Below are 22,268 nucleotides of genomic sequence, written 5' to 3' on the forward strand. Positions count from 1 at the left end.
TAGAGGGTTCGTCGCCGCCCGTCTCCAGCACGGTCTATTTGGATCCGTTTATGAGGGGGCCATCAGGTTCGAAATCGCCGATAGTGTGATACGGGTTACACTGGAGGCATGTTCGGGGGCACGGGACCCGCGGCGAGCCTGCTGGTGGCCGAGTCGTGGGAGCGCAGCAGGGATCGGGGTATCGACCCCACGGTGGTCGCGCCGTCGGTCGAGCTGGAGGGGCCGGACCTCTCTCGTCACGTGGCGCAACACCGGATGGCGTCGGTGCTGCCGGTGGTCGAGTCCGTCCTCGTCCCGGGCGTCGTGTCGAGCGGACACATCGTCGCCGTCGCGGACGAGCGCGGGCGGCTGCTGCGGGTGATCGGCGACCGGGGGGTCAGGTCACGAGCCGAGTCGATGGCGTTCATCCCCGGGGCCGTCTGGACGGACGAGGCGGTCGGGGCCAACGCGCCGGGCCTCGCGCTCAGGCACGACACGGCGGTGCGGGTCCGTGGATCCGAGCACTACCTCGAGATGGCGCACGAGTGGAGTTGTGCGGCGGCTCCCGTGCACGACCCCGGCTCGGGTGAGCTGATAGGGCTCATCGATGTGACCGGTCCGAGCAGCGCCGCCTCGGACCAGATGCTCGCGCTGATCCGGGCGACGGTCATGCTCGCGGAGGGGGAGCTGCGCACCGCCGCCGGTCTCGTCGTGCCCCGCCCGACCGCTGCCGACCGGTCCGACGGCGGGCGGTTGCGGCTGCGGGTCCTCGGTCCGGGGGCGGGGGTCCTCGACGGGGACGTCCCCGGGATCGACGGTCGCGTCCTGACCGGCAGGCACGCCGAGATCTGCGTGCTGCTCGACGCCCATCCGGAGGGGCTGACCGGTGGCGCGCTCGCGGAGCTGCTCGCCGACGACCGCCTGGACGAGGTCAGCGTCCGTGCCGAGGTCTCCCGGTTGCGGCGGGTGCTCGGGACGGATGTGGTGGGGTCGAGGCCCTACCGCCTGGCGCCGGGCGCGCTCGCCACCGACGTCCGTGACGTCACGGACGCGCTCGGGTGCGGGGACGTCATGAGGGCGGTCGCCGCGTATCCGGGACCGCTCCTGCCGTCATCGGACGCTCCCGGCGTGGCCGACCTGCGACTGGAGATCCACTCGATGGTGCGCGCGGCGGTCCTGTCCGCGGATCGGCTCCCCGTCCTCCGCGCCTGGGTCGCCGGCGCCGGTCGCGAGGACCTCGCCGCGTGGCGGGGCCTGGCGCGATCGCGCTACGCGGACGCCTCCACGGTGGCGGCGGCGGAGGCGCGGTGCCGTGTCCTCGACCAGCGCTTCGGGGCGTGAGGGGCCCGGCGGGCTGCCGCCGGTGTCGATTCGGGGCCTACCTGTCCACCCGGGTAGGTGAGGCGGGGCCGACCGGACCGTCCGTGGCGTGCCGGGTGGGCAGAACGTGCCGATAGCTGTTCCGGAGGGGGCGGTCTCGGGGCGAGAGTGATCGGTGTCACACACACCGCCCCGCCGATGGTGGGGATCGCTCGAGCAGGAGGCGCACGATGGCGATCGAACTGAATCAGATCTGGGACATGCCGATCAAGGAGTTCCACCCGCTCCCCAAGGCACTGCTGGGGGTGGGGGCGCACGACATCCTGGGCGTGGAGGCCAAGAAGCTGGGGATGACCCGCGTCCTCATCATGACCACCGGACTGCGCGGATCGGGGATCGTCGAGGAGCTCAAGGGCAAGATCGAGTACCAGGGCCTCGACGTCGTGGTCTTCGACAAGGTCGAGTCCAACCCCAAGGACTACAACGTCATGGACGCCGCCGCGCTCTACAACTCGGAGAAGTGCGACGGCATCATCTCGGTGGGCGGGGGTTCCAGCCACGACGCCGCCAAGGGCGCCCGCGTGGTGATCGCCCACGACGGCCGCGACATCAACGAGTTCCAGGGCTTCTCCAAGTCCACCAACTTCGAGAACCCGCCGCACATCGCCGTGTCCACCACCGCAGGAACCGGTGCGGAGACCTCGTGGGCGTACGTCATCACCGACACCTCGGACATGGACCACCCGCACAAGTGGGTCGCGTTCGACGACGCCAGCCTGGTCTCGCTGGCGATGGACGACCCGCTCCTCTACTACTCCTGCCCCCAGCACTTCACCGCGTACTGCGGCTTCGACGTCCTCGCGCACTGTTCGGAGCCGTACGTGTCCCGACTCGACTTCGCCCCCTCGCTGGGCAACGCGTTGTACGCGACCAAGCTCGTGGCGGACAACCTCACCACGGCCGTGTACGACCCCCGCAACCTCGAGGCACGCACGGGGATGATGAACGCGCAGTACATCGCCACCCAGGCGTTCAACTCGGGCGGACTGGGCATGATCCACTCGATGTCCCACGCGATCAGCGCGTACTACGACACGCACCACGGTCTGAACAACGCGATCGCCCTGCCCCGGGTGTGGGAGTACAACCTGCCGTCCCGCTACCGGCGATATGCCGAACTCGCCCCGCAGATGGGCGTGGATACCCGCAACATGACGACCGTCCAGGCGGCCGACGCCGCGGTGGAGGCCGCCATCCGGTTGTCCAAGGACGTCGGCATCCCGGACAACTTCAGCCAGATCACGCCCGGGCTGTACGAGAAGAACCAGATGGACACGGGCAAGTACAAGGGCAAGGGCGACAGGATCGACACCTCCGCGGAGAACGTCCGCAGGATCGCCGAGCACATGATGGGTGACGCGTGCACCCCGGGCAACCCGCGCGAGTCCACGGTCGAGTCCCTCATCCCCATGGTCGAGCACGCCATGACCGGCTCGTACTGATCGGCGAGCACGGAAGGGGCCCGACCATGGATGTCATCGCAGACCGCCCCGACGAGGCGGGACCCGCTGACGCGGTGATCGACGTCGACCTCCTGCAGGAGGCGCTCCGGGCGACGGGGTACATCGTCGACCGGGAGTTGGCGACCGTCGTGCACCTAGCGACGGTCCTCGACAGGCCGCTGCTGTTGGAGGGCCCGGCCGGCGTGGGGAAGACCGAGCTGGCCAAGTCGCTCGCGACCGCGTTCGGGCGTCGGTTGGTCCGGCTGCAGTGCTACGAGGGCCTGGACGACGCCCGGGCGCTGTACGAGTGGGACTACGCCAAGCAGCTGCTGCACGTCCAGATGCTCCGGGACCGGATCACGGCCGAACTGCAGGTGCACGAGGACCTCGCCGCCGCCTCGGCCGCGCTGGCGGAGATGGAGGTGGGGATCCACGGCGAGGACTTCCTGGTGACCAGGCCGCTGCTCGAGGCCATCACCTCAGAAGACCCGGTCGTCCTGCTCATCGACGAGATCGACCGCACCGAGGAGTCGCTCGAGGCGATGCTGCTGGAGGTGCTCGCGGAGAAGCAGGTGACGATCCCCGAGCTCGGGACCTATCGCGCGCGAACGACTCCCTGGGTGGTGCTCACCTCCAATGACACGCGGGAGCTGTCCAGCGCCCTCAAGCGTCGGTGCCTGCACTTCCACGTGGACTTCCCGGACGCCGCGAGGGAGACGGAGATCGTCCGGTCCCGCGCGCCGGAGGTACCGGAACCGGTGGCGGCCGAGGTGGTGGAGAAGGCGCGCCGACTGCGCGAGATGCCCCTGCGCAAGGCCCCGTCGATCTCCGAGGTGGTGGACGCGGCGCGGGCCGCGTCCGTGTGGGAACCGGACAGTCCGGAGCTCGGTTGGGTGCTGGCCGCCTCGCTCCTGAAGTACCGGTCCGACGACGACGCCGCGCGCGAGATGCTCAGCGGGGTGCCCGGCGACGCGATCGATGGCGTGCCCGGCGGTGGGGTCGAGGCGGCGCAGGAGTCGACCGGCGGACGCGGGGGCATGCGGGCGGCCGCCGACGCGACCGGGGCGTCGACCTCCGCCGCGTTCGGGGCCGGCCGGGCCCGCAGCGCGGTCGGGCGTGGGATCGGACGACGATGACTGCCGGGACGGGGCCCTGCGTCTCGCCCCCGGAGGTCCTCGACATCGTCTCCGTGGCGTTCGGGCGTCTCCTCAGGGAACGCGGGGTGGCCGTGTCCCCGGCCGAGGTGGTGGAGGTGCGGACGGTCCTCGCGCTGCTGGGGGCCTCGCGGCCCGAGGTGCTGCGGCCGGCGCTCCGTGCGGTGACGGTCAAGTACCAGCGGGAGAACCGGGTCTTCGACGCGGTGTTCGACCGCTTCTTCCTCGGTGTGCCCGCGGCCCGGACCGAGGTCACCGCGGGCGCCCGAGGCGAGGATCCGCAGGCGGGGGCGCTGCCCGACGAGCTGGAACTGGATTCTGAGGGGGCGTCGCCGTTCACCCCGTCGGACCTGGACCCGGCCGAGATCGGTGACCTGGTCGAGGGCGACGACACGGCCCGTCGTGACGAGGACATCCACTACGACGACTCCGACTTCTCGACCGCGACGGGAGAGGAGGAGTTCGCCGTCGAACAGGGCGCGCAGCAGTGGCGGTCGTCGGTCACCTACGAGATCGAGGTGGACCGCGCGTCGTCGGAACGGGTGGGGGAGATGGGGTCCTCCGCGCTCTCGGTGTCCGGCGGTGAGTCGTTGGACTGGGGGGACGCGCTCGATGTCCTGCGGACCCTCGATGATTACGACGCCCGCCAGGTGTATGCGGGGAGCGGTGGGGACGGCGGGCCACCGCCGGGCGACCAGGTGGGGATGTTCGTCGACGCGGTCGTGGAGTTCCTCAGGAGCCTCCCGGACGACGTCACCGACGGTGGACCCGGTGGGGGTGGTGACGACGACGAGGATCGCGGACGCGCGGAGGGAACCGATGACGGTGACCTCGAGCGCGCGTCACACGAGGTGATGCGCCGGATCCGGGGAGCGCCCCGCCGGCGTTCGCGACCGTTCGCGCGCGGGTTGCTGGACTCGCGCTCCACGCTGCGCCGGGCCTGGGCCACGGACGGCGAGGCGTTCACCCTCATGAACCGCACCCGCGTGCCCGGACCGCTCAAGCTGCTGATCCTCGTCGATGTCTCGCTCTCGGTCCGACCCGTCACCGGATTCGTGCTGCGACTGGCCCAGAGCCTGCATCAGAAGGTCAACCGATGCTCCGTCGTCGCCTTTGTCGACCGACCCGTCGACGTCACCGACCACCTCCTGTCCTCGTCGGGCGCGGAGGCGCTGGCGACCGTGCTGGCCGCGCCCGGTCTGGATCTGGAGGCGAGCAGTGACTACGGACGGGTGTTCGCCGAACTCCTCGACCGCCACGGGGACCTGATCGACGCCCGGACCTCCGTCCTCGTGGTCGGTGACGGACGGAGCAACGGCCTCGATCCGCGGGAGGACCTGGTGGGGCGGATCAGCAGGCGGGCCCACCGGATGGCGTGGATCACCCCGGAGGCCCGGAGGTACTGGAACCGGCCGAGCTGTGGGCTGAGCGGGTACGCCCGGTACCTGGACGGGGTGGTGACCGCGCGCGATCCCGCGGAACTGTCCGAACGGGCAGGTCTGCTGGGAAGCTCGCTCGCCTGACATGGCCCGGGCCTATCGTGAGGTCATGTCCGCGGAAGGCCGGGTGGCCAAGTTCCACGCGCCGGAGATCCTCTTCGGTTTCGGAGCCCTGCCCGAGGCCGCGACCGCCGCCATGGGGCTGGGGGCCCGTCGCCCCCTCGTCGTCACCGATCCGTGGCTCGAACTCACCCCGTGGCCGGGGACCGTCGTGGACGAACTGACGTCGCGGGGTGCCGAGCCGGTCGTGTGGTCCGACGTTCGACCGAACCCGCGCGCCTCACAGATCCTCGAGGGTGCGCAGACCTACCACTCCTCGGGGTGCGATGTGATCGTGGCGGTGGGGGGCGGGTCGGTGATCGACGCCGCCAAGGGGGTCGCGCTGGTGGTGTCCAACGGCGGGCACGTCCTCGAGTACGAGGGTGTCGACCGGGTCCGGTTGCCGCTGCCCCCGGTGGTGGCGGTGCCGACGACGGCCGGCAGCGGCGCCGATGTGTCCCAGTTCTGCGTGGTCAACGACTCGGACCGCCTGACCAAGGTGACCATCGTGAGCCGTTCGCTGGTGCCGGACGTCACGGTCATCGACCCGGGCACGCACGCCACCGTCCCCGAGGACGTGCGCGCGGCCACCGCGGTCGACGTGCTCTCGCACGGGGTGGAGGCCTACTTCTCGCGCGCAGCGGGGCCGTTGACCGACTCCCACGCACTCCGGTCCGTCGAACTGTGCGCACGGTCGCTCGACCGGTTCGGGCTAGGTGGGAGCAACGGGGGAGGGCACGGTCGCGACCGGTTGGAGAGCATGGCGCTCGCCTCGCTCGAGGCCGGGATGGCCTTCAGCAACGCTGTCCTGGGGGCGGTCCACGCGATGAGCCATCCGGTGGGCGGTCGGTACGACGCGTCCCACGGCCAGATCAACGGGATCCTGCTGTCGCATGTGGTCCGGCACAACGGGGCGGTGATGGACCCGGACCGCATGGCGGATCTGGCCCGCGCCGCCGGCGTCGCCGTGGGGTCGCGCGCCGGTCAGGTGACGGACCGGGTGGCGGACCGCTTCCGGGACCTCGCGGAGTCCGTCGGGATCCCGACCGGGCTCACTCACCTGGGGGTCCGGGGCGAGGACATTCCCACCCTGGCCGCTCACGCCCTGCGCGATCTGTGCATGGCCACCAATCCGCGTCCCGTCACCCTCGAGGACGTCGAACGGTTGTACCGGGAGGCGTCATGACCGAGGGGCCGACGGACCTGGACTCGCTCCTGGGCCTCCGGTCGGTCAAGAGGAGCTTCTTCGACCAGTACCGCGCGGCGGAGTCCAGGTTGCGCCGCTCCATGCACGCGCTCGATCGCGTCTCGGGGGCGCTGGTGCGGACCGCCGAGGGGCCCGAGGAGCTGATGCTGTCCGTCCTCAAGGTCGCCTACGACCAACTCGACGCCGAGTGGGCGCTGGTGGCCCTGCGGGACGGTCAGTTACCGTCAGTCGAACCCCGGCACGTCATCGTGGACCCCGAGGGCCGGTTCGTCGCGTTCGAGGGACGGGACCTGGCGCCCGTGCCGGAGGGTTTGCCCAAGGATGTGGTCAACGTCCTCCTGGCGGTCCTCCGCGGCGGCCGGTCCGCCGAGGTCGCGGACGCCGGTGGGCCGGAGGCGGTCACCGTTCCGCTGATCCTGCACGGCGGGGTGATCGGAGGGTTGGCGTCGTGGCGTCACCCGGGCAGGCAGGCCGACGACATCGACACCGTGGTCCTGCGGATCCTCGCCGCGCAGGCGGCGGTCGCACTGCACAACTCCGTGCTGTTCCGCGACAAGGAGATGCTCCTCGCCCGGGCGGAGGAGGCGTACGAGGAGGCCCGGGGGCACGTGGTGGAGCTCTCCCGGCGGAACTCCGAGCTCGAGATCGCCCACCGCGAGCTCGACGCCGCGCACCGCCAGCGGATCCTCGACGTGGAACGGTCCCGGATGGCCCGGGAACTCCACGACAGCGTGTCCCAGCTCGTCCTCGGCGCGGGGATGCACCTCCAACTCGGACTCGACGCGGTGGGAGACGCCGACCGGCAGCGGCCCCTGCTCGAGAAGGCGGTACACCTGACCGACCAGGCCGTCGACCAGTTGCGATCCGTGATCTACGCCCTGCGCACGATCGACGACGGGGACGGCCGGCTGAGCCGGCTGATCGAGGACCTGTGCCGCCTCCACGTCCCGTCGACCATGTCCTCCGAGGTCCGGGTCCTCGGCGACGAGGTGCCGACGACCCCCGGGATCGAGCACGAGCTCCTCCGGATCGCCGGCGAGGCGCTCTCGAACGCCGCGCGGCACTCGCGGGGCAGCGGCGTGGTGGTCACCCTCGACTTCGGTGACGAGGCCGTGGCGCTCACCGTGGAGGACGACGGCGTGGGGCGACCGCAGGATCTGCGGGGCCTGCTCGAGGCCGTGCGGACCGGGTCCCCGGAAGAGCGCCACGGTCTGGTGAACATGAGGGAGAGGGCGGAGATGGTGGGAGGGGTGTTGCGCATCTCGGGGTCCGACGCGGGCGGGGTGGCGATCACCGTGGTGGCGCCCGGTGTCGGGGGCCTCGACACAGCGGTCCGGGGGTCGGTCCGGTGAGTCCCGGCCCGATGCCCCCGCCGGCGACCGGCCCGACGACCCCGCCGGGCACGATCCGCACCGTGTTGGTGGACGACCACGCGGTCCTCCGCGAGGGCCTGCGGTTGATGCTCGAGCGGGAGCCCGATCTCGAGGTGGTCGGTGAGGCGTCGACCGCGGACGCGGCCCTCGGGGTCATCAACTCGACCCGCCCGGACGTCGCGGTGATCGACCTCAAGCTGGGCAGCGGGTCCGAACTGGACGGGTTGCGCCTCTGCGCGGCGGTCCGCGACCTGTTCCCCGAGGTCGCCCCGCTGGTGCTCACGACCTTCCTCGACAAGGCGATCGTCGTGCGGGCGGTCCGGGCGGGGGCGCGGGGATACGTGGTCAAGAACGTGGACGTCACCGAACTGGTGACCGCCGTCCGGTCGGTGTCCGCGGGGGAGAGCGCCTTCGACGCGCGGACCGCCTCCATGGTCGTGGACGCGCTCAGAGGGGTCGATTCGGCGTCCGAGGCCCTGTCGGCCCGGGAGATCGAGGTCCTCACGCTGCTGGCGGAGGGGATGTCCAACAAGGAGATCGGTCAGACGCTGTTCATCTCGGCCACCACCGCCAAGTTCCACATCAGCAACATCCTCCGCAAGCTCAAGGTCTCACGGCGCGCCGAGGCGGTGTACGTGGCCAGTCGGCAGGGCCTGCTCTGACCGCCCCGCACCCGCCCGTCCTGCCCGAGCCCGCCCGCCCGCCGCCCCGCCCGAGCCCGCAGCCTCCACCGTGCCCGCCGCCCCGCCCGAGTGGCCTCCACCGGCCGGACGGCCCAACGAGAAGAGCGTTCCGCGCACCCTCTTCTCGGCAAACGTGTGCGGAACGCTCTTGGCGATGGAGTGACGGGGCGGGTCACTTGTCGACCACGAGCCATCCGCCGTGGTGCTCGTCGACCCGCGTCCGCACCCCGGGGGACCAGCTGCGACAGAGCGACACGATCCGGTCGGCGAGCGCGGCCAGCGTGGGGATGTCGAAGGTCCGGACATGACCGTATTGCCTCACGGCGACGGGCTCGAAGGGCACGGCGATCACCACGCGTCGCCGCGCCAGGCGAAGCGCCTCGCGGACCATGTCCCACCCCTCGCGGTCGCCCAGGTGCTCGAGGACGTGGACCAGGTAGACGGTGTCCGCTGTACCCGCGGCCAGCGGGGTCGTCCGTGCGTCGAGGCAGACCGGGGAGGGCAGCGGTCCGTCGGCCGGCGCGCAGGACCGGAGGAGCCCGAGGACGGACGGGTCGAGATCCACCGCGACGGTCCTCACGCCCTCCCGGGCGAGGCGGAGGGACAGGAATCCGAAGCAGCACCCGATCTCCACCGCGGAGTCGCCGGACATCTCCGCCACCGCCCGGTCATGGACCGGGGAGAACGGGCAGTCGCCACGGGACAGCGCCGAGATCGACGACTGGTAGTAGGCGGACCAGCACTCGTCCCAGCTCCCGTCGCGGCAGGTCACGAGCGCGGTCACCGCCCGGTGGAACTCGTCGACGGTGTGCAGGACCCCGGTGGCGAGCAGATCGCGGGACATGGTCGGGATCAGTGCCTCGCTCACCTCGTCGTCGTCGAGATCGTGCCCGATCCGCACCCGACGGTCGTCCGCGAGCACGGTGAACGCCCCGAACCGTCGGCCCGGTCCGCCCCGGACCGCCGAGATCTCCCGGAGCCCCGGGGGTGTGGCTGTGGTCTGCATGGGGGCCGACGCTAGGGCCACCGGGGGGCCCGCAGCGAGGGGAAACTGTGGATTCCGGCAGGTCGAACGGGTGCGGACCTGCCCGGACGGGCAGTGCGGACCCGGGCGCGGCCGGATCCGAACCTCGTGCAACGTTGCTGCAACCCCGGCGCGCATAGTGTCCTACATCACAGCGTCGACCACGGGGGTCGCGCGGAGGAGAAGGAGGGGCACGATGCCCGTTTTCGCACAGCCCGGCGCCGATGGTTCGGTGATGACCTACCAGGACCGCTACGACCATTTCATCGGCGGCGAGTGGGTGGCTCCCGTCAAGGGCGAGTACTTCGAGAACGTCACCCCGATCACCGGCCAGGTCTTCTGCGAAGTCGGCCGCGGCACGTCCGAGGACATCGAGGCAGCCCTCGACGCCGCGTGGGCCGCCGCCCCCGGCTGGAACGCCACCTCCGCCGCAGAGCGGTCGCTGGTCCTGCTCCGGATCGCCGACCGGATGGAGGAGAACCTCCAGGCCCTCGCCCTGGCGGAGTCGTGGGACAACGGCAAGCCGATCCGCGAGTGCCTGGCCGCCGACATCCCGCTGGCTATCGATCACTTCCGCTACTTCGCCGGCTGTATCCGCGCCCAGGAGGGCGGGATCTCGCAGATCGACGAGGATACCGTGGCGTACCACTTCCACGAGCCTCTCGGCGTGGTCGGCCAGATCATCCCCTGGAACTTCCCGGTCCTCATGGCCGTGTGGAAGCTCGCGCCGGCCCTGGCCGCGGGCAACTGCGTGGTGCTCAAGCCCGCCGAGCAGACCCCGGCGTCGATCCTGTTCCTCATGTCCGTGATCGGCGACCTGCTCCCGCCCGGCGTCGTGAACGTGGTCAACGGCTTCGGCACCGAGGCCGGCAAGCCGCTGGCCTCCAACCCCCGGATCCGGAAGGTCGCCTTCACCGGTGAGACCACCACCGGGCGCCTGATCATGCAGTACGCCTCGGAGAACCTCATCCCGGTGACCCTCGAGTTGGGCGGCAAGAGTCCCAACATCTTCTTCGAGGACGTCATGGACGCCGACGACGACTTCCGGCAGGCCGCGCTCGAGGGCTTCGCGATGTTCGGCCTCAACCAGGGCGAGGTGTGCACGTGCCCCTCACGCGCGCTCGTGCAGAGGTCGGTCTTCGACGAGTTCAGCGAGCTCGCGATCGAGCGCACCAACAAGATCACGCAGGGCAATCCGCTGGACACCGACACGATGCTCGGCGCGCAGGCCTCCAACGACCAGTTGGAGAAGATCCTGTCCTACATCGACATCGGCAAGCAGGAGGGCGCCGACGTCCTCACCGGCGGCGGGCGCGCGGAGCTCGAGGGCGACCTCGCGGGCGGCTTCTACGTGCAGCCGACCGTCTTCCGCGGCCACAACAAGATGCGTCTGTTCCAGGAGGAGATCTTCGGGCCGGTGCTCAGCCTGAGCTCGTTCACGGACTTCGACGACGCCATGATGATCGCCAACGACACGCTCTACGGCCTGGGCGCCGGCGTGTGGTCGCGCAACGGCACCACCGCCTACCGGGCCGGGCGCACCATCCAGGCCGGCCGGGTGTGGACCAACACCTACCACCAGTACCCGGCGCACGCCGCCTTCGGCGGATACAAGCAGTCCGGCATCGGACGCGAGAACCATCGGATGATGCTCGACCACTACCAGCAGACCAAGTGCCTGCTGGTGAGCTACTCGGGCAAGCCCCAGGGCTTCTTCTGAGTCGCGGCGGGTTACAGGAGGAGGGACCGGCCATGGACGATGTCTGCGGACTCCCCTCGGGCGGGAGCGTGCCCATCGCGGCGCGGGCCCTCCCGCCGGAGGGGGCGCCGCCCGGTCTCCCGGCGCGCGTCGTGGTCACCGAGCCGGCCGCCGAGCTCATCCGTGAGCTCGTCGGCCGGCACGGCCCGGTGATGTTCCACCAGTCGGGCGGGTGCTGCGACGGGTCGGCGCCCATGTGCTACCCGGACGGGGAGTTCCGGGTGGGCCAGCGCGACGTGCTGGTGGGGGAGCTCGACCTCGGTGAGGCCCGGGTGCGCGTGTGGATCTCGGGCTCCCAGTTCGAGACCTGGAAGCACACGCAGCTGGTGTTGGACGCGATCCCGGGCCGGGGTTCGGGCTTCAGCCTCGAGAATCCGACCGGGAGGCGGTTCCTGTCCCGGGCCCGGACGTTCGACGCGGCCGAGCAGGAGGCGTTGGCGGGGTTCCCGCCGCGCACGGGGGCGGATTTCGAGGACTGAGGTGTGGTGGGGCCGGTCCCGGTGTCGCGGTTGGTGATTCGCGCAGATGAGACGGGGTCCGGCGGTAACATCGGGTCATGGATACCGACCGTCCGGCACCCGTTGATCCCCTCGACGCCGAGGTCGAGTTCCTCACGCCCGGGCTGCGCTCGGATCTGCTCGAGCGGTGGAACGAACCGCGGCGTCGCTACCACAACGAGACGCACCTGCGCGCGGTGCTGCGTGCCGTCGACGCCCTGGAGTCGGACGGCGAGGCGTTCGACGGGACCGCCGTCCGGCTGGCCGCCTGGTTCCACACCGCTGTGTTCGACCCCACGGAGTCGGAGAACAACGACAAGTCGGCGGCGTTCACCGAGAAGGCGCTCGACCCGGCCGCCCCCGTCGACGAGGTGTCGCGCCTCGTGCGGCTCATGGGCGGGCACCGGGTCGAGGCCGGGGACCTCAACGGCGCGGTCCTCTCCGATGCCGATCTCGCGGTCCTCGGGGCCGACCCGGAGACGTACGACACCTACTCGCAGGACGTCCGCCACGAATTCGCGCACGTGCCGGGCGAGCGGTTCGTGGCCGGGCGGATCGCCTCCCTGGAGGCACTGCTGGAGCGGAAGTCGGTCTTCCTCACGCGGGCCGGCCGCGACCTCTGGGAGAAGCAGGCGCACGCCAACCTCAACCGCGAACTCGGGCTCCTCAGGGCCGGCGTATCGGCCTAGTCGCTGGGCCCCGCCCGCGTCCGTCGGCGTGGTGGCTGGGCCCCGCCTGCGGCCGTCGGGAAGAGCGTTCCGCACACATCGGTCGAGTAGATCTGCGCGGAACGCTCTTTTCGATGGCGGAAGGGTCGGGAGGGGTGGGTCAGAGCCCCGGGGGCGTGTAGGCGGCGGTGTGCTCGGCAGCACCGCTGGCGGACATGAGATCGGTGATGCGCCGGATGTCCGCGGGCCCGGGCAGGCCCCATCCCGGCCGGTATCCGTAGATCTCCGCGAGGGTCGTCGACTCCCGGGTGCCGTCGGCCAGCTCCACGTCCTCGGGCCCGATCAGTGACGGGTGGGGCACGCCGACGGCGCCGGAGACCTTGACGAGGTCGCGTCGCAACGACCGGAGGTAGGACGCACACCGCACAGCCTTGTCCGTCGGGTCCACTCCGCGGGCCAGCCACGGGTTCTGTGTGGCCACGCCGGTGGGGCAGCGGTCGGTGTGGCACTTCTGGGCCTGGATGCAGCCGATGGAGAGCATGGCCTCGCGACCGACGGCGATGATGTCCACGCCGAGGGCGAACGCGACCACCGCGTTCTCGGGGATCCCCAGCTTGCCCGAGCCCACGAACACCACGTCGTCCGTGAGCCCGGCCTCCGCGAAGACCCGGTACACGCGGGAGAAGCCTAGCCGGAACGGGAGTGACACGGCGTCGGTGAAGACGAGGGGAGCGGCTCCGGTACCGCCCTCGCCGCCGTCGATGGTGACGAAGTCGACACCGCGCTCCCGGGACACCATCGCGGAGGCCAGCTGCTCCCAGAACTCCAGTTCGCCGACGGCGGACTTGATGCCCACCGGAAGGCCGGTGCGCTCGGCGATCTCCTCGACCAGGTCGAGCATGGAGTCGACGTCGTGGAAGGCGGTGTGTCGGGAGGGGCTCGCACATTCGCGGTCGGTGGGGACCCCGCGGATCCGCCCGATCTCCGCGGTGACCTTGGCGGCGGGCAGCAGGCCGCCGAGCCCGGGTTTGGCACCCTGGCTGAGTTTGATCTCGATCGCCCTGATTGGGTGCTTCTCGGTGAGGGCGACCAGCGCGTCGAGGTCGAGACGGCCGTCGGCGTCGCGGACCCCGAAGTAGGCGGTGCCGATCTGGAAGACCAGGTCACCGCCCTTCTGATGGTAGGGGCTCAGCCCACCCTCGCCCGTGTTCTGCAGAGCTCCCGCGAGGGCGGCCCCGCGGTTGAGGGCCTCGACGGCCGGAGCCGACAGAGCGCCGTAGCTCATCCCGGAGACCGACACCAGGGACTCGGGTCGGAATGCGCGGGCCCGGCCGCGGGCGGCGCCGAGGATCTTGGCCGGCGGGAGTTGGAGTTGCTCGGCGGAGTGCGCGTGGGCGGACACCGTGACCCCGGCGAACGTGCGCGGCTTGATGATCGGGTATCCGGAGAGGAACTCGATGTTGTTGTCCGTGCCGAACCCGAACGTCGTGGCCCGCCCCTCCGCCGACTCCTGGATCCAGGCGCGTTGATCACGGGTGAACGGGCGCTCCTCGTCGTTGCCCGCCACGATGTACTGGCGCAGTTCGGGCCCGATGGAACTCAGGGCCATCCGGGCGTGCCCGAGCACGGGGAACGTCCGGAGGATCGGGTACCTGGTCTGTCGCAGGTCCGAGGCCGCGACGGCGGCCAGGGCCGCGACGGGGGCGCCGAGGAGCCACTTGCGCATGTCGACCTCCGGTTCTGTCGGTGTCCCCATCATGGACCATCAGTCGCCCCCTGCGCCCGTGCCCGACTCCCCGCGGCGGGGCGCCTACAGTGGCCGCACCGGTCGCGGACACCGGGACCCTGGGCGAGAGGACCACACCGATGAACCACGCGAAACAGGACGACCCGGAACAGGACGACGGCCTGGGTCCGCTTCCCCCGCCACCCTCGGCCGAGTCGGGGTTCTCCACCTCCCGCACGGTGCGGACAGGCGACGTCGACCCACGGCGCAGGCTGAGACTGGACAGTATCGCCCGGTACCTGCAGGACGTGGCGGGCGACGATCTCGAGTTCACCGGGCACGCGCGGACCGACCCGTACTGGATCGTGCGGCGGACCGTCATCGACGTGATCGAACCGATCACCTGGCCGGCCACCGTTCACCTCCACCGCTGGTGTTCGGGACTCTCCACGCGGTGGGCGAACATGCGGGTGCGCCTGACGGCGGACCCGCAGGCCGGCCCCGATGACGCCGGCACGCGACCCGACGGGCTGGTGGAGACCGAGGCGTTCTGGATCAACGTCAACGCCGAGGGCGTGCCCGCCCGCATCAGCAACGAGGGCTTTGCCACCCTCTCCGCCTCCACCCAGGACCACCGGCTGCGGTGGGCCGCCATGACCGAGCCCCTGCCCACCGAGGCCCCGGGACGGGATCTGCCGGTGGACCGACCCCACGTACTGCGCAGCACCGATTTCGATCTGCTCCAGCACCTCAACAACGCCGCCTACCTCGACGCGGTGGAGGACGAACTCCTGGATCACCAGGACCTGCTGCGGGGACGCCACCGCATCGTGATCGAGTATTCGCGGCCCGTGGTGCCGGGGGCCGTGATGACGATCCGGCGCATCCGGTCCGGGGACCGGTTACGGATGTGGATGCTCGTCGAGGACCGCGTCGCAGCGGCCGTGACCGTGACGGGACGGCCGGACGCCCGACAATAGGGGGCGGAGTCGTCGGCAGGGTGGCCGGTGACGCCCCTCAGGGCAGGATGCGCGCGACGACCTCGGCGGCCACGTCCTCCAACAGCGGGCCCGCGTTGGCGATTGACCTGGCGAGGCCCGGCTCCCGCTCGGTGAGGGCGGCCGCTGCCGCGAACCCGGCCTCGGCCACGCGGTCCGCGCCCAGGTCGAGGCGTCCGCACACGGCCACCACGGGCACCGCGTGCGAGCGGCACAGCGCCGCGACTCCCATGGGGGTCTTGCCGTGCATCGTCTGGTCGTCGAGGCGACCCTCGCCGGTCACCACCAGGTCGGCGGCGGACACCACGTCCTCGAGGCCGGTGAGGGTGCCCAGCACCTCGAACCCGGGGTCCAGGGACGCGTCGAGCAGTTCCCGCGCCGCGAAGCCCACGCCCCCCGCCGCACCGGAGCCCGGCGCATCGGGATCCACCGCGAGGCCCTGGCCGCGCAGGACCTCGACCAGGCGGGCCAGCCCCGACTCGAGGACCTCGATCTGAGCGGCGGAGGCCCCCTTCTGCGGCCCGTAGACGCGGGCCGCTCCCAGAGGACCTAGCAGTGGATTGTCCACATCGCAGGCGACCAGGATGCGTGAGGCGCGGACCCCGGGGTCGAGTCCGTCCAGGTCGACGTGGTCGAGGTCCACGAGTGCGCCACCACCGTCGGGAAGTTCGGCGCCAGAGGAGTCGAGAAAGCGGGCTCCCAACGCGGAGAGCATGCCCGTACCGCCGTCGGTGGAGGCGCTGCCGCCGATGCCGAGGTGGATGTTGCCGCGGCCCGACCGGAGCGCGGCCAGGAGAACCTCGCCCACGCCCCGACTGGATGACTCGAGGGGCCGCATCCGGCCACCAGGGAGGCGGAGCAACCCACAGGCGTCGGCCATCTCCACGAAGGCGGTGTCGGGGTCGATGGCGGCGAAGGAGGTCTCGACGGCCTCTCCCGTGGGACCGGACGCGGTCACGCGCACCTCGCGGGCACCTCCGGCGACCATCACCTCGAGACTGCCGCCGCCCCCGTCCGCGACCGGCCTCACCACCACATCGGTGTCCGGATGGGCCCGGCGAGCACCTGCGGCAGCGTGGTGGCATGCCTCGATAGCGGTGAGAGAGCCCTTGAAGGCCCCGCAAGCCACGACGATCGTCACCACTGCATCATTCCCCATCGTGTCAGCGGACACACGACGGCCCGGGGTCGTGACCCCCGACGGGAGCCACGACCCCGGGCCGTGGGGGCGCATCCGGCGTGACCGGATGCTGCTGGGTCAGCCCAGCGAGCCGGCGAACAGTCCGGCGTCGATGCCCAGGTCCGCGCCGGCCTCTGCGCCGGAGCTCAGACCGGCGAGCTCGCCGGAGAGGGAGCCGGTGTCGGTGCCCTCGTCAGCGGAGCCGGAGAGGGAGCCGGTGTCGGTGCCCTCGTCAGCGGAGCCGGAGAGGGAGCCGGTGTCGGTGCTCTCGTCAGCCGAGCCCGAGACGGAGCCCGTGGCGGTGTCGGTGCCCTCGTCGGCACTGCCCGCACCGAGCGAACCGGTGTCCAGCGATCCGGTGCCCGCGTCGGTGCCGCCGTCGAGGAGGGCGCTGCCGGTGTTGGGCGAGACGCCGAGGCTGCCGAGCTCGACCGAGCCCGGGTTGGAGGCCTCGGCATCGAGGTTCAGGTTGAAGGCGAGGCTGCCCAGGTCGACGGCGAGGTCGGTCCCGAGGCCGAGGTCGGCCAGGCTGCCGTTCTCCCCGGCGATCTCCGTGAGGCTCCCGGTGTCGCCCGCGAGTCCCTCAAGGCTCCCGTTCGAAGCCTCCTGCGCGGCGGCGAACCCGGGGAACGCGATGGCGGCACCGAGTCCGAACGCGCCGACGGCGGCGATCTTGGCAGTCGTACGGTTGGTGGTCTTCCGGTGGGTGTTCGTCATGTACTGAACGGCTCCCATCTTCATTGACCCCGATGTCTCTCATCGCGGGCACCTCGATCGAAAGCGAGGTGCGTCGGCGACACTACAAGCGAACACCGACCCTGTCAGGGGGTCAAATGCTGAGTGTTCCTTGAGGTAACACTTCGGTCACTGGCCTCCATCCGGGCGTGTTCTCCCGTGTCGCGGGGTTGGCAGCGAACCGGGTCGCACCTGCCTAGGCTGGGGTTATGGACACGCCTGCGGACGCGGATCCGGCAGCAGACGGGGCGCCGGCCGTCGTCGAGACCCACAGCGCTCTCATTATTCTCTATGGTGACGAGGCTCACAAAGTCCGTAAGCGGATCGACCTCGGTTTCCTCGACAACACGACCGTCGGGGCCCGCGCCGAGCAGAGCCGACGGGAGGTCGAGCTCAACAGTCGGCTGGCACCGGACGTCTACGGCGGTGTACTCGAGGTCCGCGGGCCCGACGGCGACGTGATCGACCACGTGGTCCGGATGCGCCGACTCCCCTCCCGGCGGAGCCTGGAAGCACTGGTCCGCTCGAGGGCGGCGGGCACGAGTCGCGCCGACGATCCGGATCTCGTGGCGGGCGTGAAGGAGGTGGGTCGGCAGCTCGACCACCTGCATGCCGCGAGTCCCCGCTCGGAGGAGGTCGCGGCCATGGGCGCGCCGGACGCCGTGGCCGGGCTGTGGCGTGAGTCGATCGGACAACTGCGTCGGCTGAGCGTCGGCGAGGACGCACCGGAGATCGTCGACGACGTGGAGTGGCTCGCGGGGGAGTACCTCCGCGGAAGGGAGCGACTCCTGCGCGCACGCGTCGGGGCCGGCCGGGTGGTCGACGGGCACGGGGATCTGCTCGCCGCCGACATCTACCTCGAGGACGACGGGCCCCGGGTGATCGACTGTCTCGAGTTCGACGACCGGCTGAGGTTCGGGGACGCCGTGCTCGACGCGGGATTCCTGGCGATGGACCTCGACAGGTTGGGGGCTCGAGACCTCGCCGAGGCCTTTCTCGAGGCGTATCGGGACTTCTCGGGGGACGATGCCCCGTCGTCCCTCGTCCACCACTACATCGGGTACCGCGCGCTGGTCCGGTCCAAGGTCACGGCCATCCGGGCCGACCAATCGGGGAGCGCAGGGGCGCAGGCGCGGGACGCCCTGAAACTCGCGGACCGGGCCGTCGACGCCCTCCTGCGGGCCCGCGTCCGGTTGGTTCTCGTGGGAGGGGTGTCCGGGTCGGGCAAATCGACGCTGGCCGCACCACTGGCGGTAGCCCTGAAGGCCGAGCTTCTCCGGTCCGATGACCTGCGCTCCGACGTCCCCGCGGACCAGGGCGGGGGGCGGTACTCGGAGGAGGCGATCGCCGCCGTCTACACCAGGATGCTCGACATGGCCGGGGACATGCTCGCGATGGGGCGCAGCGTGGTCCTCGACGCCACCTGGCTGGACCCCCGCCGCCGCGCCGAGGCGGAGACCGTTGCTGCCGACGCGCACGCCGAACTCGTGGAGGTCGCGTGTACGGCTCCGCGCGGGGAACTGGTCCGGCGGATCGAACAGCGGCGGCGCGCGGGTTCGGACCCGTCGGAAGCGACCGTGGCGGTGCTCGGGCGACAGCTCGCGGGCCTGGCCCCCTGGCCCGACGCGATCGAGGTGGACACCACAGAACTGGATCCCCGCTCCGCCGACGCCGTACGGGTCTGGGCGGAGCGGAACCTCGGGCCGCTGCCCTGGGCCTGAGCGGCCGGGACCCTACGCGTCGGCGGCGGGTCGGTCCCGGGCCCGTGCCCCCGGCGGGCGCGGGATGGAACCCACGTACTGCATCGAGCGGTACGGCCAGCCGGCCGGGCCCACGGCCGAGTCGTGGGTGTTCCACTGACTCACGACGAGGTGCCACCGCTCCGGAGTGGATCCGGGTACGGGGCAGCCGCAGTAGAGCTGGGCGACCCGCGCCGGGCCGGCGGCCGGATCGGAGCCGTCGGACTCGTCACCCCAGGCGCAGCCGTGCAGGAGTGTGGTGTGGGCGGTCACCGAGCCGTCGAGAAGGTCCGCGCCGATGTGCGGGAAGGTGAGGCAGTCGATCCGGTAGTGCTCCGCGTTGAAGTAGGTGAGGGTCCAGAAGTCCTCGCACCGCCGCAGGTACATCTCGCCGATACGGCCCGGCAGCACGATGGTGGTGGGGTTGCCCCAGGCCCATGCCCCGTCGCGGAATCCCCACGTCTGCCACCCGTTGACGCCGGGATCGGCCAGCTGCTCCTCACGGACCCGCATGAGGATGACCCCCTTGTCCCGCTGGAAACCGGTCGACAAGACGTAGACGAATCCGTCTCCGCCCGACTCCCAGGTCCACAGTTGACGGTGCCCGCCCTCGAGCAGTGGGGAGAAGGTGACGCCGGTCGGCTCCCAGGTGTGGCCGTCGTCGACGGAGCGGTGGATCTCGGTCCGGGTGACCGTCCCGAGACCCTCGTTGACCATGACGTGGAGATACATCGTGTCCCCCACGGTCAGGACGTCGCCGGGGAGGATCGTGGAACAGCCCCGGCCGTGGACGTAGTCGAGGAGTTGGCCCGCGTAGTCCGGTGGGCCGGGCCCGGCCGCGCCCGTCCACACCAGGCCTCCGGACGCGTCGAAGTCGTCGGCGAACAGACCGACGGGGGACCTCCAGTCCGGATTCCCCGGCCCGGGCCGCTCGTCGGTGGTGGGAGTGCACTGCGCGATCCCGGGGTGGGGTCGACCCACGTGGGGTGCGCCCACCCCCGCCCCCGCGAAGGTGTCGCCGAACACGGCGAGCAGGCGTCCGGAGGGCGTCCGGGCGGTGATCCCCAGGTCGGTTCCCTCCATCCCGAACGCGGTGGTGATGCCGGGTCCGGTGAGGTCGCGGACCTTCCGGGTGCTGGCCTGCGGGGCCGGGGTCGGCGGGCGCGAGTCCGTCATCGCATCGACGCTACCTCCCCCCGCGACAGACCGGGAACCGATCGTGGACGCATCACAATTCGGTCAATGCGCGGGCGAACACGGAACGCGGACGCGTATGGTCGTGCGCGTGACACACCCCTTCGCGCGGGCGGGGCGCGAGATCGTCCCCGGCCACTGGTTCGGCCCCGTGGCCGTCGTGGCAGTGGGGTGTGCGCTCGCGTGGATCATCGTGGGTTTCGGTCACGGAGCCGCACCGGCGCTGCTGGTGTTGGCGCTCACCACCGTGGTGGCACTGTGGAACTCCCCGCTCAGGATGACCGGTCACGAGCCCCTTCAGTCGGTGCGCAGCGCCTGTACCGAACACGCCGTGGTGGTCCTGTGGCGTCCCGGGTGTCCGTACTCCTCCGCACTGCGGCGGCGCGCCGCCCGGGAAGGGCTCGAGGTGCACTGGGTCAACATCTGGCGGGACGAGGACGCCTACGAGCTCTGCCGCAGCATCAACATGGGTTCGGAGGAGACGCCCACCGCGATGCTGCTCGACCCGGCGCTCTCCGGGCCCGTGGTGATCCCGGCCTCCGTACCGGGCATCCGAGAAGCCACCGCGGCCGGGCTCCCCCGGGGGCGGGCGCGTCGCGCTATCTGATCGTCGGCTCCCCGCGCTCGTCCCCGAGCGCCATGTCGGCGATCAGCCCCGACGCGCGCAACTCCTCCAGTCGCGGCGCGACCCGATCGCGCAGGGCCCACGGGTCGATGGTGTTGACGTGGATCCCTGTCGCCCCCTCGAATCCGGCCGGGGTGGAGATCCGCCACTTGAGCACGATCCGCCACGGCATGGGGGCGTCGACCCCCGGCGGTCGGGTGTGCCACTCCTCGTTTGTCGGCACCAGAGGGCCCGTGGCGGCGTGGCAGGCGTGCAGCAGATCGGAGACCCCGCGCAGTTCCTCCGGCGAGTGTTCCCACGGATCACTCGCCGCTGATCGCGAATAGACGACGAGGGCGGGATAGCGGTGCCCCACCCCGACAACCGCCACCGCGTGCTCGTTGGCCGCCACCACCAGCCCCTCCGAGACCGCGAGACCGACCCCGAGGGTGGCGTAGAGGTCCGGCTCCCGGTCGAGGGCGGCCACCTCGCGAGCGGTCTTCGCGGGGATCTCGTCGATCGCCACGAGCTGCTTGTGCAGATGGGCGAACGACGCGCCCGCCGGCTGCAACCAGTTCTGGAACACCGACACGTACCGGGCGTGGGGGTTGTCGAGGTACAGCTTCCGCATGGCGCGGACGGTGAAGGCGATGAACTGGTGGTGCTCGTCCGGGTCGAGGGACCCCGACGAGGAGTGCCTGTCGGTGGAGACGGCCCCGTCGACCAGGTGACGTCGGGCCACCACGACGTCGTGGCAGCCACCGAAGAAGCTCTCCGAGCGGGCGGCCAGTTCCGCGGTCCCCATGGCATCGGCGACCGACGGATCCCCCTGCGCTGCGGCGATCCGGGTCCGGACCAGCGAACGGACGTGTTCGACACCGGCCTCGGTCCCGAGGTAGGCGGATTGATGCGCGGCGGCCCCGGCCGGGATCCGGTAGCCGTGGACCGCTTTCCAGTAGTCGAGCGAGACGATCTCGAAGAGGTTTCCGAAAAGTCGGAACTCGGGCGTCGTCAGGTCGAGTCGGTCCGGTGCCACCTGGTCGAGCGTCGTCCAGGTGTCGCCGGCGCGTATAAGGCGGGACTTCTCGGGGGTGGTCTCGCGAAGGCGGGACACGCAGAACGCGCAGTGGGCCTCGGGGGCGACCGGGTCCACCGGGCGGACCTCGCCGGGGTGATGGTCGACGGGGCGGTTACCGCGGCCCGGGACCGTCCACACCTCGGTGCCGGTGAACGGGTTGATCTGCTTGACGGTCCCGTCCGCCATCCGACGCAGCGGTCGAATCCGAGGAGACGGGGCGTCAGGCGGGGTGGTCACCCGCCGAGCCTAGGCGGTGCTGGGTGGCTGGCCGACGACGGCGAGAGTAAATCTACGCCGCACCGGTGGAACT

Annotated in this window: 19 protein-coding genes; 13 read left to right on the top strand and 6 right to left on the bottom strand. The window is 71.2% G+C overall.

Features of this window, described 5'->3' with window-relative positions; translation table 11 throughout:
* Positions 1-108 precede the first annotated feature (108 nt).
* The 7 genes from CEY15_RS01740 (at position 109) to CEY15_RS01770 (ending at position 8,735) form a co-directional block, all read left to right on the top strand.
* Positions 109-1,320, top strand: coding sequence for a GAF domain-containing protein (locus tag CEY15_RS01740; RefSeq protein ID WP_017837544.1), 1,212 nt, complete (start codon positions 109-111; stop codon positions 1,318-1,320).
* A 209-nt stretch (positions 1,321-1,529) separates the two neighbouring features.
* On the top strand, positions 1,530-2,801 hold the full coding sequence (mdo, locus tag CEY15_RS01745; RefSeq protein WP_095717023.1) for an NDMA-dependent methanol dehydrogenase: 1,272 nt from the start codon (positions 1,530-1,532) through the stop codon (positions 2,799-2,801).
* 26 nt (positions 2,802-2,827) lie between these two features.
* A complete protein-coding gene (locus CEY15_RS01750) occupies positions 2,828-3,937 on the top strand; it encodes a MadB family AAA-type ATPase (RefSeq protein ID WP_095717024.1) in 1,110 nt (369 codons plus the stop codon).
* Positions 3,934-5,478: a VWA domain-containing protein gene (locus CEY15_RS01755; RefSeq protein ID WP_095717025.1), complete on the top strand. Its 1,545-nt coding sequence runs from the start codon at positions 3,934-3,936 to the stop codon at positions 5,476-5,478. The genes CEY15_RS01750 and CEY15_RS01755 overlap by 4 nt, the downstream gene beginning before the upstream one ends.
* Positions 5,479-5,503: 25 nt before the next feature.
* Complete coding sequence (locus CEY15_RS01760) at positions 5,504-6,679, top strand: iron-containing alcohol dehydrogenase (protein ID WP_245847101.1); 1,176 nt, start codon at positions 5,504-5,506, stop codon at positions 6,677-6,679.
* On the top strand, positions 6,676-8,052 hold the full coding sequence (locus tag CEY15_RS01765; RefSeq protein WP_095717027.1) for a GAF domain-containing sensor histidine kinase: 1,377 nt from the start codon (positions 6,676-6,678) through the stop codon (positions 8,050-8,052). Before CEY15_RS01760 ends, CEY15_RS01765 begins: the two co-directional genes overlap by 4 nt.
* An 11-nt stretch (positions 8,053-8,063) precedes the next feature.
* Complete coding sequence (locus CEY15_RS01770; RefSeq protein WP_095717028.1) at positions 8,064-8,735, top strand: MadR family response regulator transcription factor; 672 nt, start codon at positions 8,064-8,066, stop codon at positions 8,733-8,735.
* 193 nt (positions 8,736-8,928) lie between these two features.
* Here CEY15_RS01770 and mftM read toward each other — a convergent pair whose 3' ends face one another.
* Positions 8,929-9,762 (bottom strand): mycofactocin oligosaccharide methyltransferase MftM, encoded by an 834-nt coding sequence (gene mftM / locus CEY15_RS01775; RefSeq protein ID WP_141244202.1) that lies wholly within the window; start codon positions 9,760-9,762, stop codon positions 8,929-8,931.
* A 214-nt stretch (positions 9,763-9,976) separates the two neighbouring features.
* Between mftM and exaC the strand changes: the two genes are divergently transcribed.
* The 3 genes from exaC to CEY15_RS01790 all read left to right on the top strand — a co-directional run bounded on the left by exaC (position 9,977) and on the right by CEY15_RS01790 (position 12,725).
* Positions 9,977-11,500 carry an acetaldehyde dehydrogenase ExaC gene (gene exaC, locus CEY15_RS01780; RefSeq protein WP_017837536.1) on the top strand — a complete coding sequence of 508 codons (1,524 nt, stop codon included), beginning with the start codon at positions 9,977-9,979 and terminating at the stop codon, positions 11,498-11,500.
* Between the two features lie 32 nt (positions 11,501-11,532).
* Complete coding sequence (locus CEY15_RS01785; RefSeq protein WP_017837535.1) at positions 11,533-12,018, top strand: DUF779 domain-containing protein; 486 nt, start codon at positions 11,533-11,535, stop codon at positions 12,016-12,018.
* A 77-nt stretch (positions 12,019-12,095) separates the two neighbouring features.
* Positions 12,096-12,725 carry an HD domain-containing protein gene (locus tag CEY15_RS01790; RefSeq protein ID WP_017837534.1) on the top strand — a complete coding sequence of 210 codons (630 nt, stop codon included), beginning with the start codon at positions 12,096-12,098 and terminating at the stop codon, positions 12,723-12,725.
* 139 nt (positions 12,726-12,864) lie between these two features.
* On the opposite strand, the gene CEY15_RS01795 is transcribed toward CEY15_RS01790, so the two are convergent.
* A complete protein-coding gene (locus CEY15_RS01795; protein ID WP_095717181.1) occupies positions 12,865-14,430 on the bottom strand; it encodes an FMN-binding glutamate synthase family protein in 1,566 nt (521 codons plus the stop codon).
* Positions 14,431-14,570: 140 nt separating this feature from the next.
* On the opposite strand from CEY15_RS01795, the gene CEY15_RS01800 reads away from it, so the two are divergent.
* Positions 14,571-15,410, top strand: coding sequence for an acyl-[acyl-carrier-protein] thioesterase (locus CEY15_RS01800; RefSeq protein ID WP_245847104.1), 840 nt, complete (start codon positions 14,571-14,573; stop codon positions 15,408-15,410).
* A gap of 37 nt (positions 15,411-15,447) precedes the next feature.
* Here the strand turns inward: CEY15_RS01800 and CEY15_RS01805 are convergent, their stop codons facing one another.
* Both CEY15_RS01805 and CEY15_RS01810 read right to left on the bottom strand, forming a co-directional pair.
* Entirely contained in the window at positions 15,448-16,587 is a 1,140-nt protein-coding gene (locus CEY15_RS01805) for a glycerate kinase (protein ID WP_245847107.1), read from the bottom strand.
* Positions 16,588-16,686: 99 nt separating this feature from the next.
* The gene (locus tag CEY15_RS01810) at positions 16,687-17,325 is read right to left on the bottom strand and encodes a hypothetical protein (protein WP_245847108.1); all 639 of its coding nucleotides are present in this window, start codon (positions 17,323-17,325) and stop codon (positions 16,687-16,689) included.
* 227 nt (positions 17,326-17,552) lie between these two features.
* Here CEY15_RS01810 and CEY15_RS01815 point away from each other — a divergent pair, with 227 nt between their 5' ends.
* Complete coding sequence (locus tag CEY15_RS01815) at positions 17,553-19,064, top strand: bifunctional aminoglycoside phosphotransferase/ATP-binding protein (protein ID WP_095717033.1); 1,512 nt, start codon at positions 17,553-17,555, stop codon at positions 19,062-19,064.
* Between the two features lie 12 nt (positions 19,065-19,076).
* Here the strand turns inward: CEY15_RS01815 and CEY15_RS01820 are convergent, their stop codons facing one another.
* Complete coding sequence (locus CEY15_RS01820) at positions 19,077-20,258, bottom strand: DUF4185 domain-containing protein (protein ID WP_095717034.1); 1,182 nt, start codon at positions 20,256-20,258, stop codon at positions 19,077-19,079.
* A gap of 109 nt (positions 20,259-20,367) precedes the next feature.
* On the opposite strand from CEY15_RS01820, the gene CEY15_RS01825 reads away from it, so the two are divergent.
* Positions 20,368-20,883, top strand: a complete 516-nt coding sequence (locus CEY15_RS01825) for a hypothetical protein (RefSeq protein ID WP_238556327.1) — start codon at positions 20,368-20,370, stop codon at positions 20,881-20,883.
* Here the strand turns inward: CEY15_RS01825 and CEY15_RS01830 are convergent.
* Positions 20,876-22,195 (bottom strand): DUF4921 family protein, encoded by a 1,320-nt coding sequence (locus CEY15_RS01830; protein WP_245847111.1) that lies wholly within the window; start codon positions 22,193-22,195, stop codon positions 20,876-20,878. The two genes, CEY15_RS01825 and CEY15_RS01830, sit on opposite strands and share 8 nt — an antisense overlap.
* Positions 22,196-22,268: the final 73 nt, after the last annotated feature.

Origin of the sequence: Dietzia natronolimnaea (assembly GCF_002289575.1) — a bacterium.
GTDB classification, from domain to species: Bacteria; Actinomycetota; Actinomycetes; order Mycobacteriales; family Mycobacteriaceae; genus Dietzia; species Dietzia natronolimnaea_A.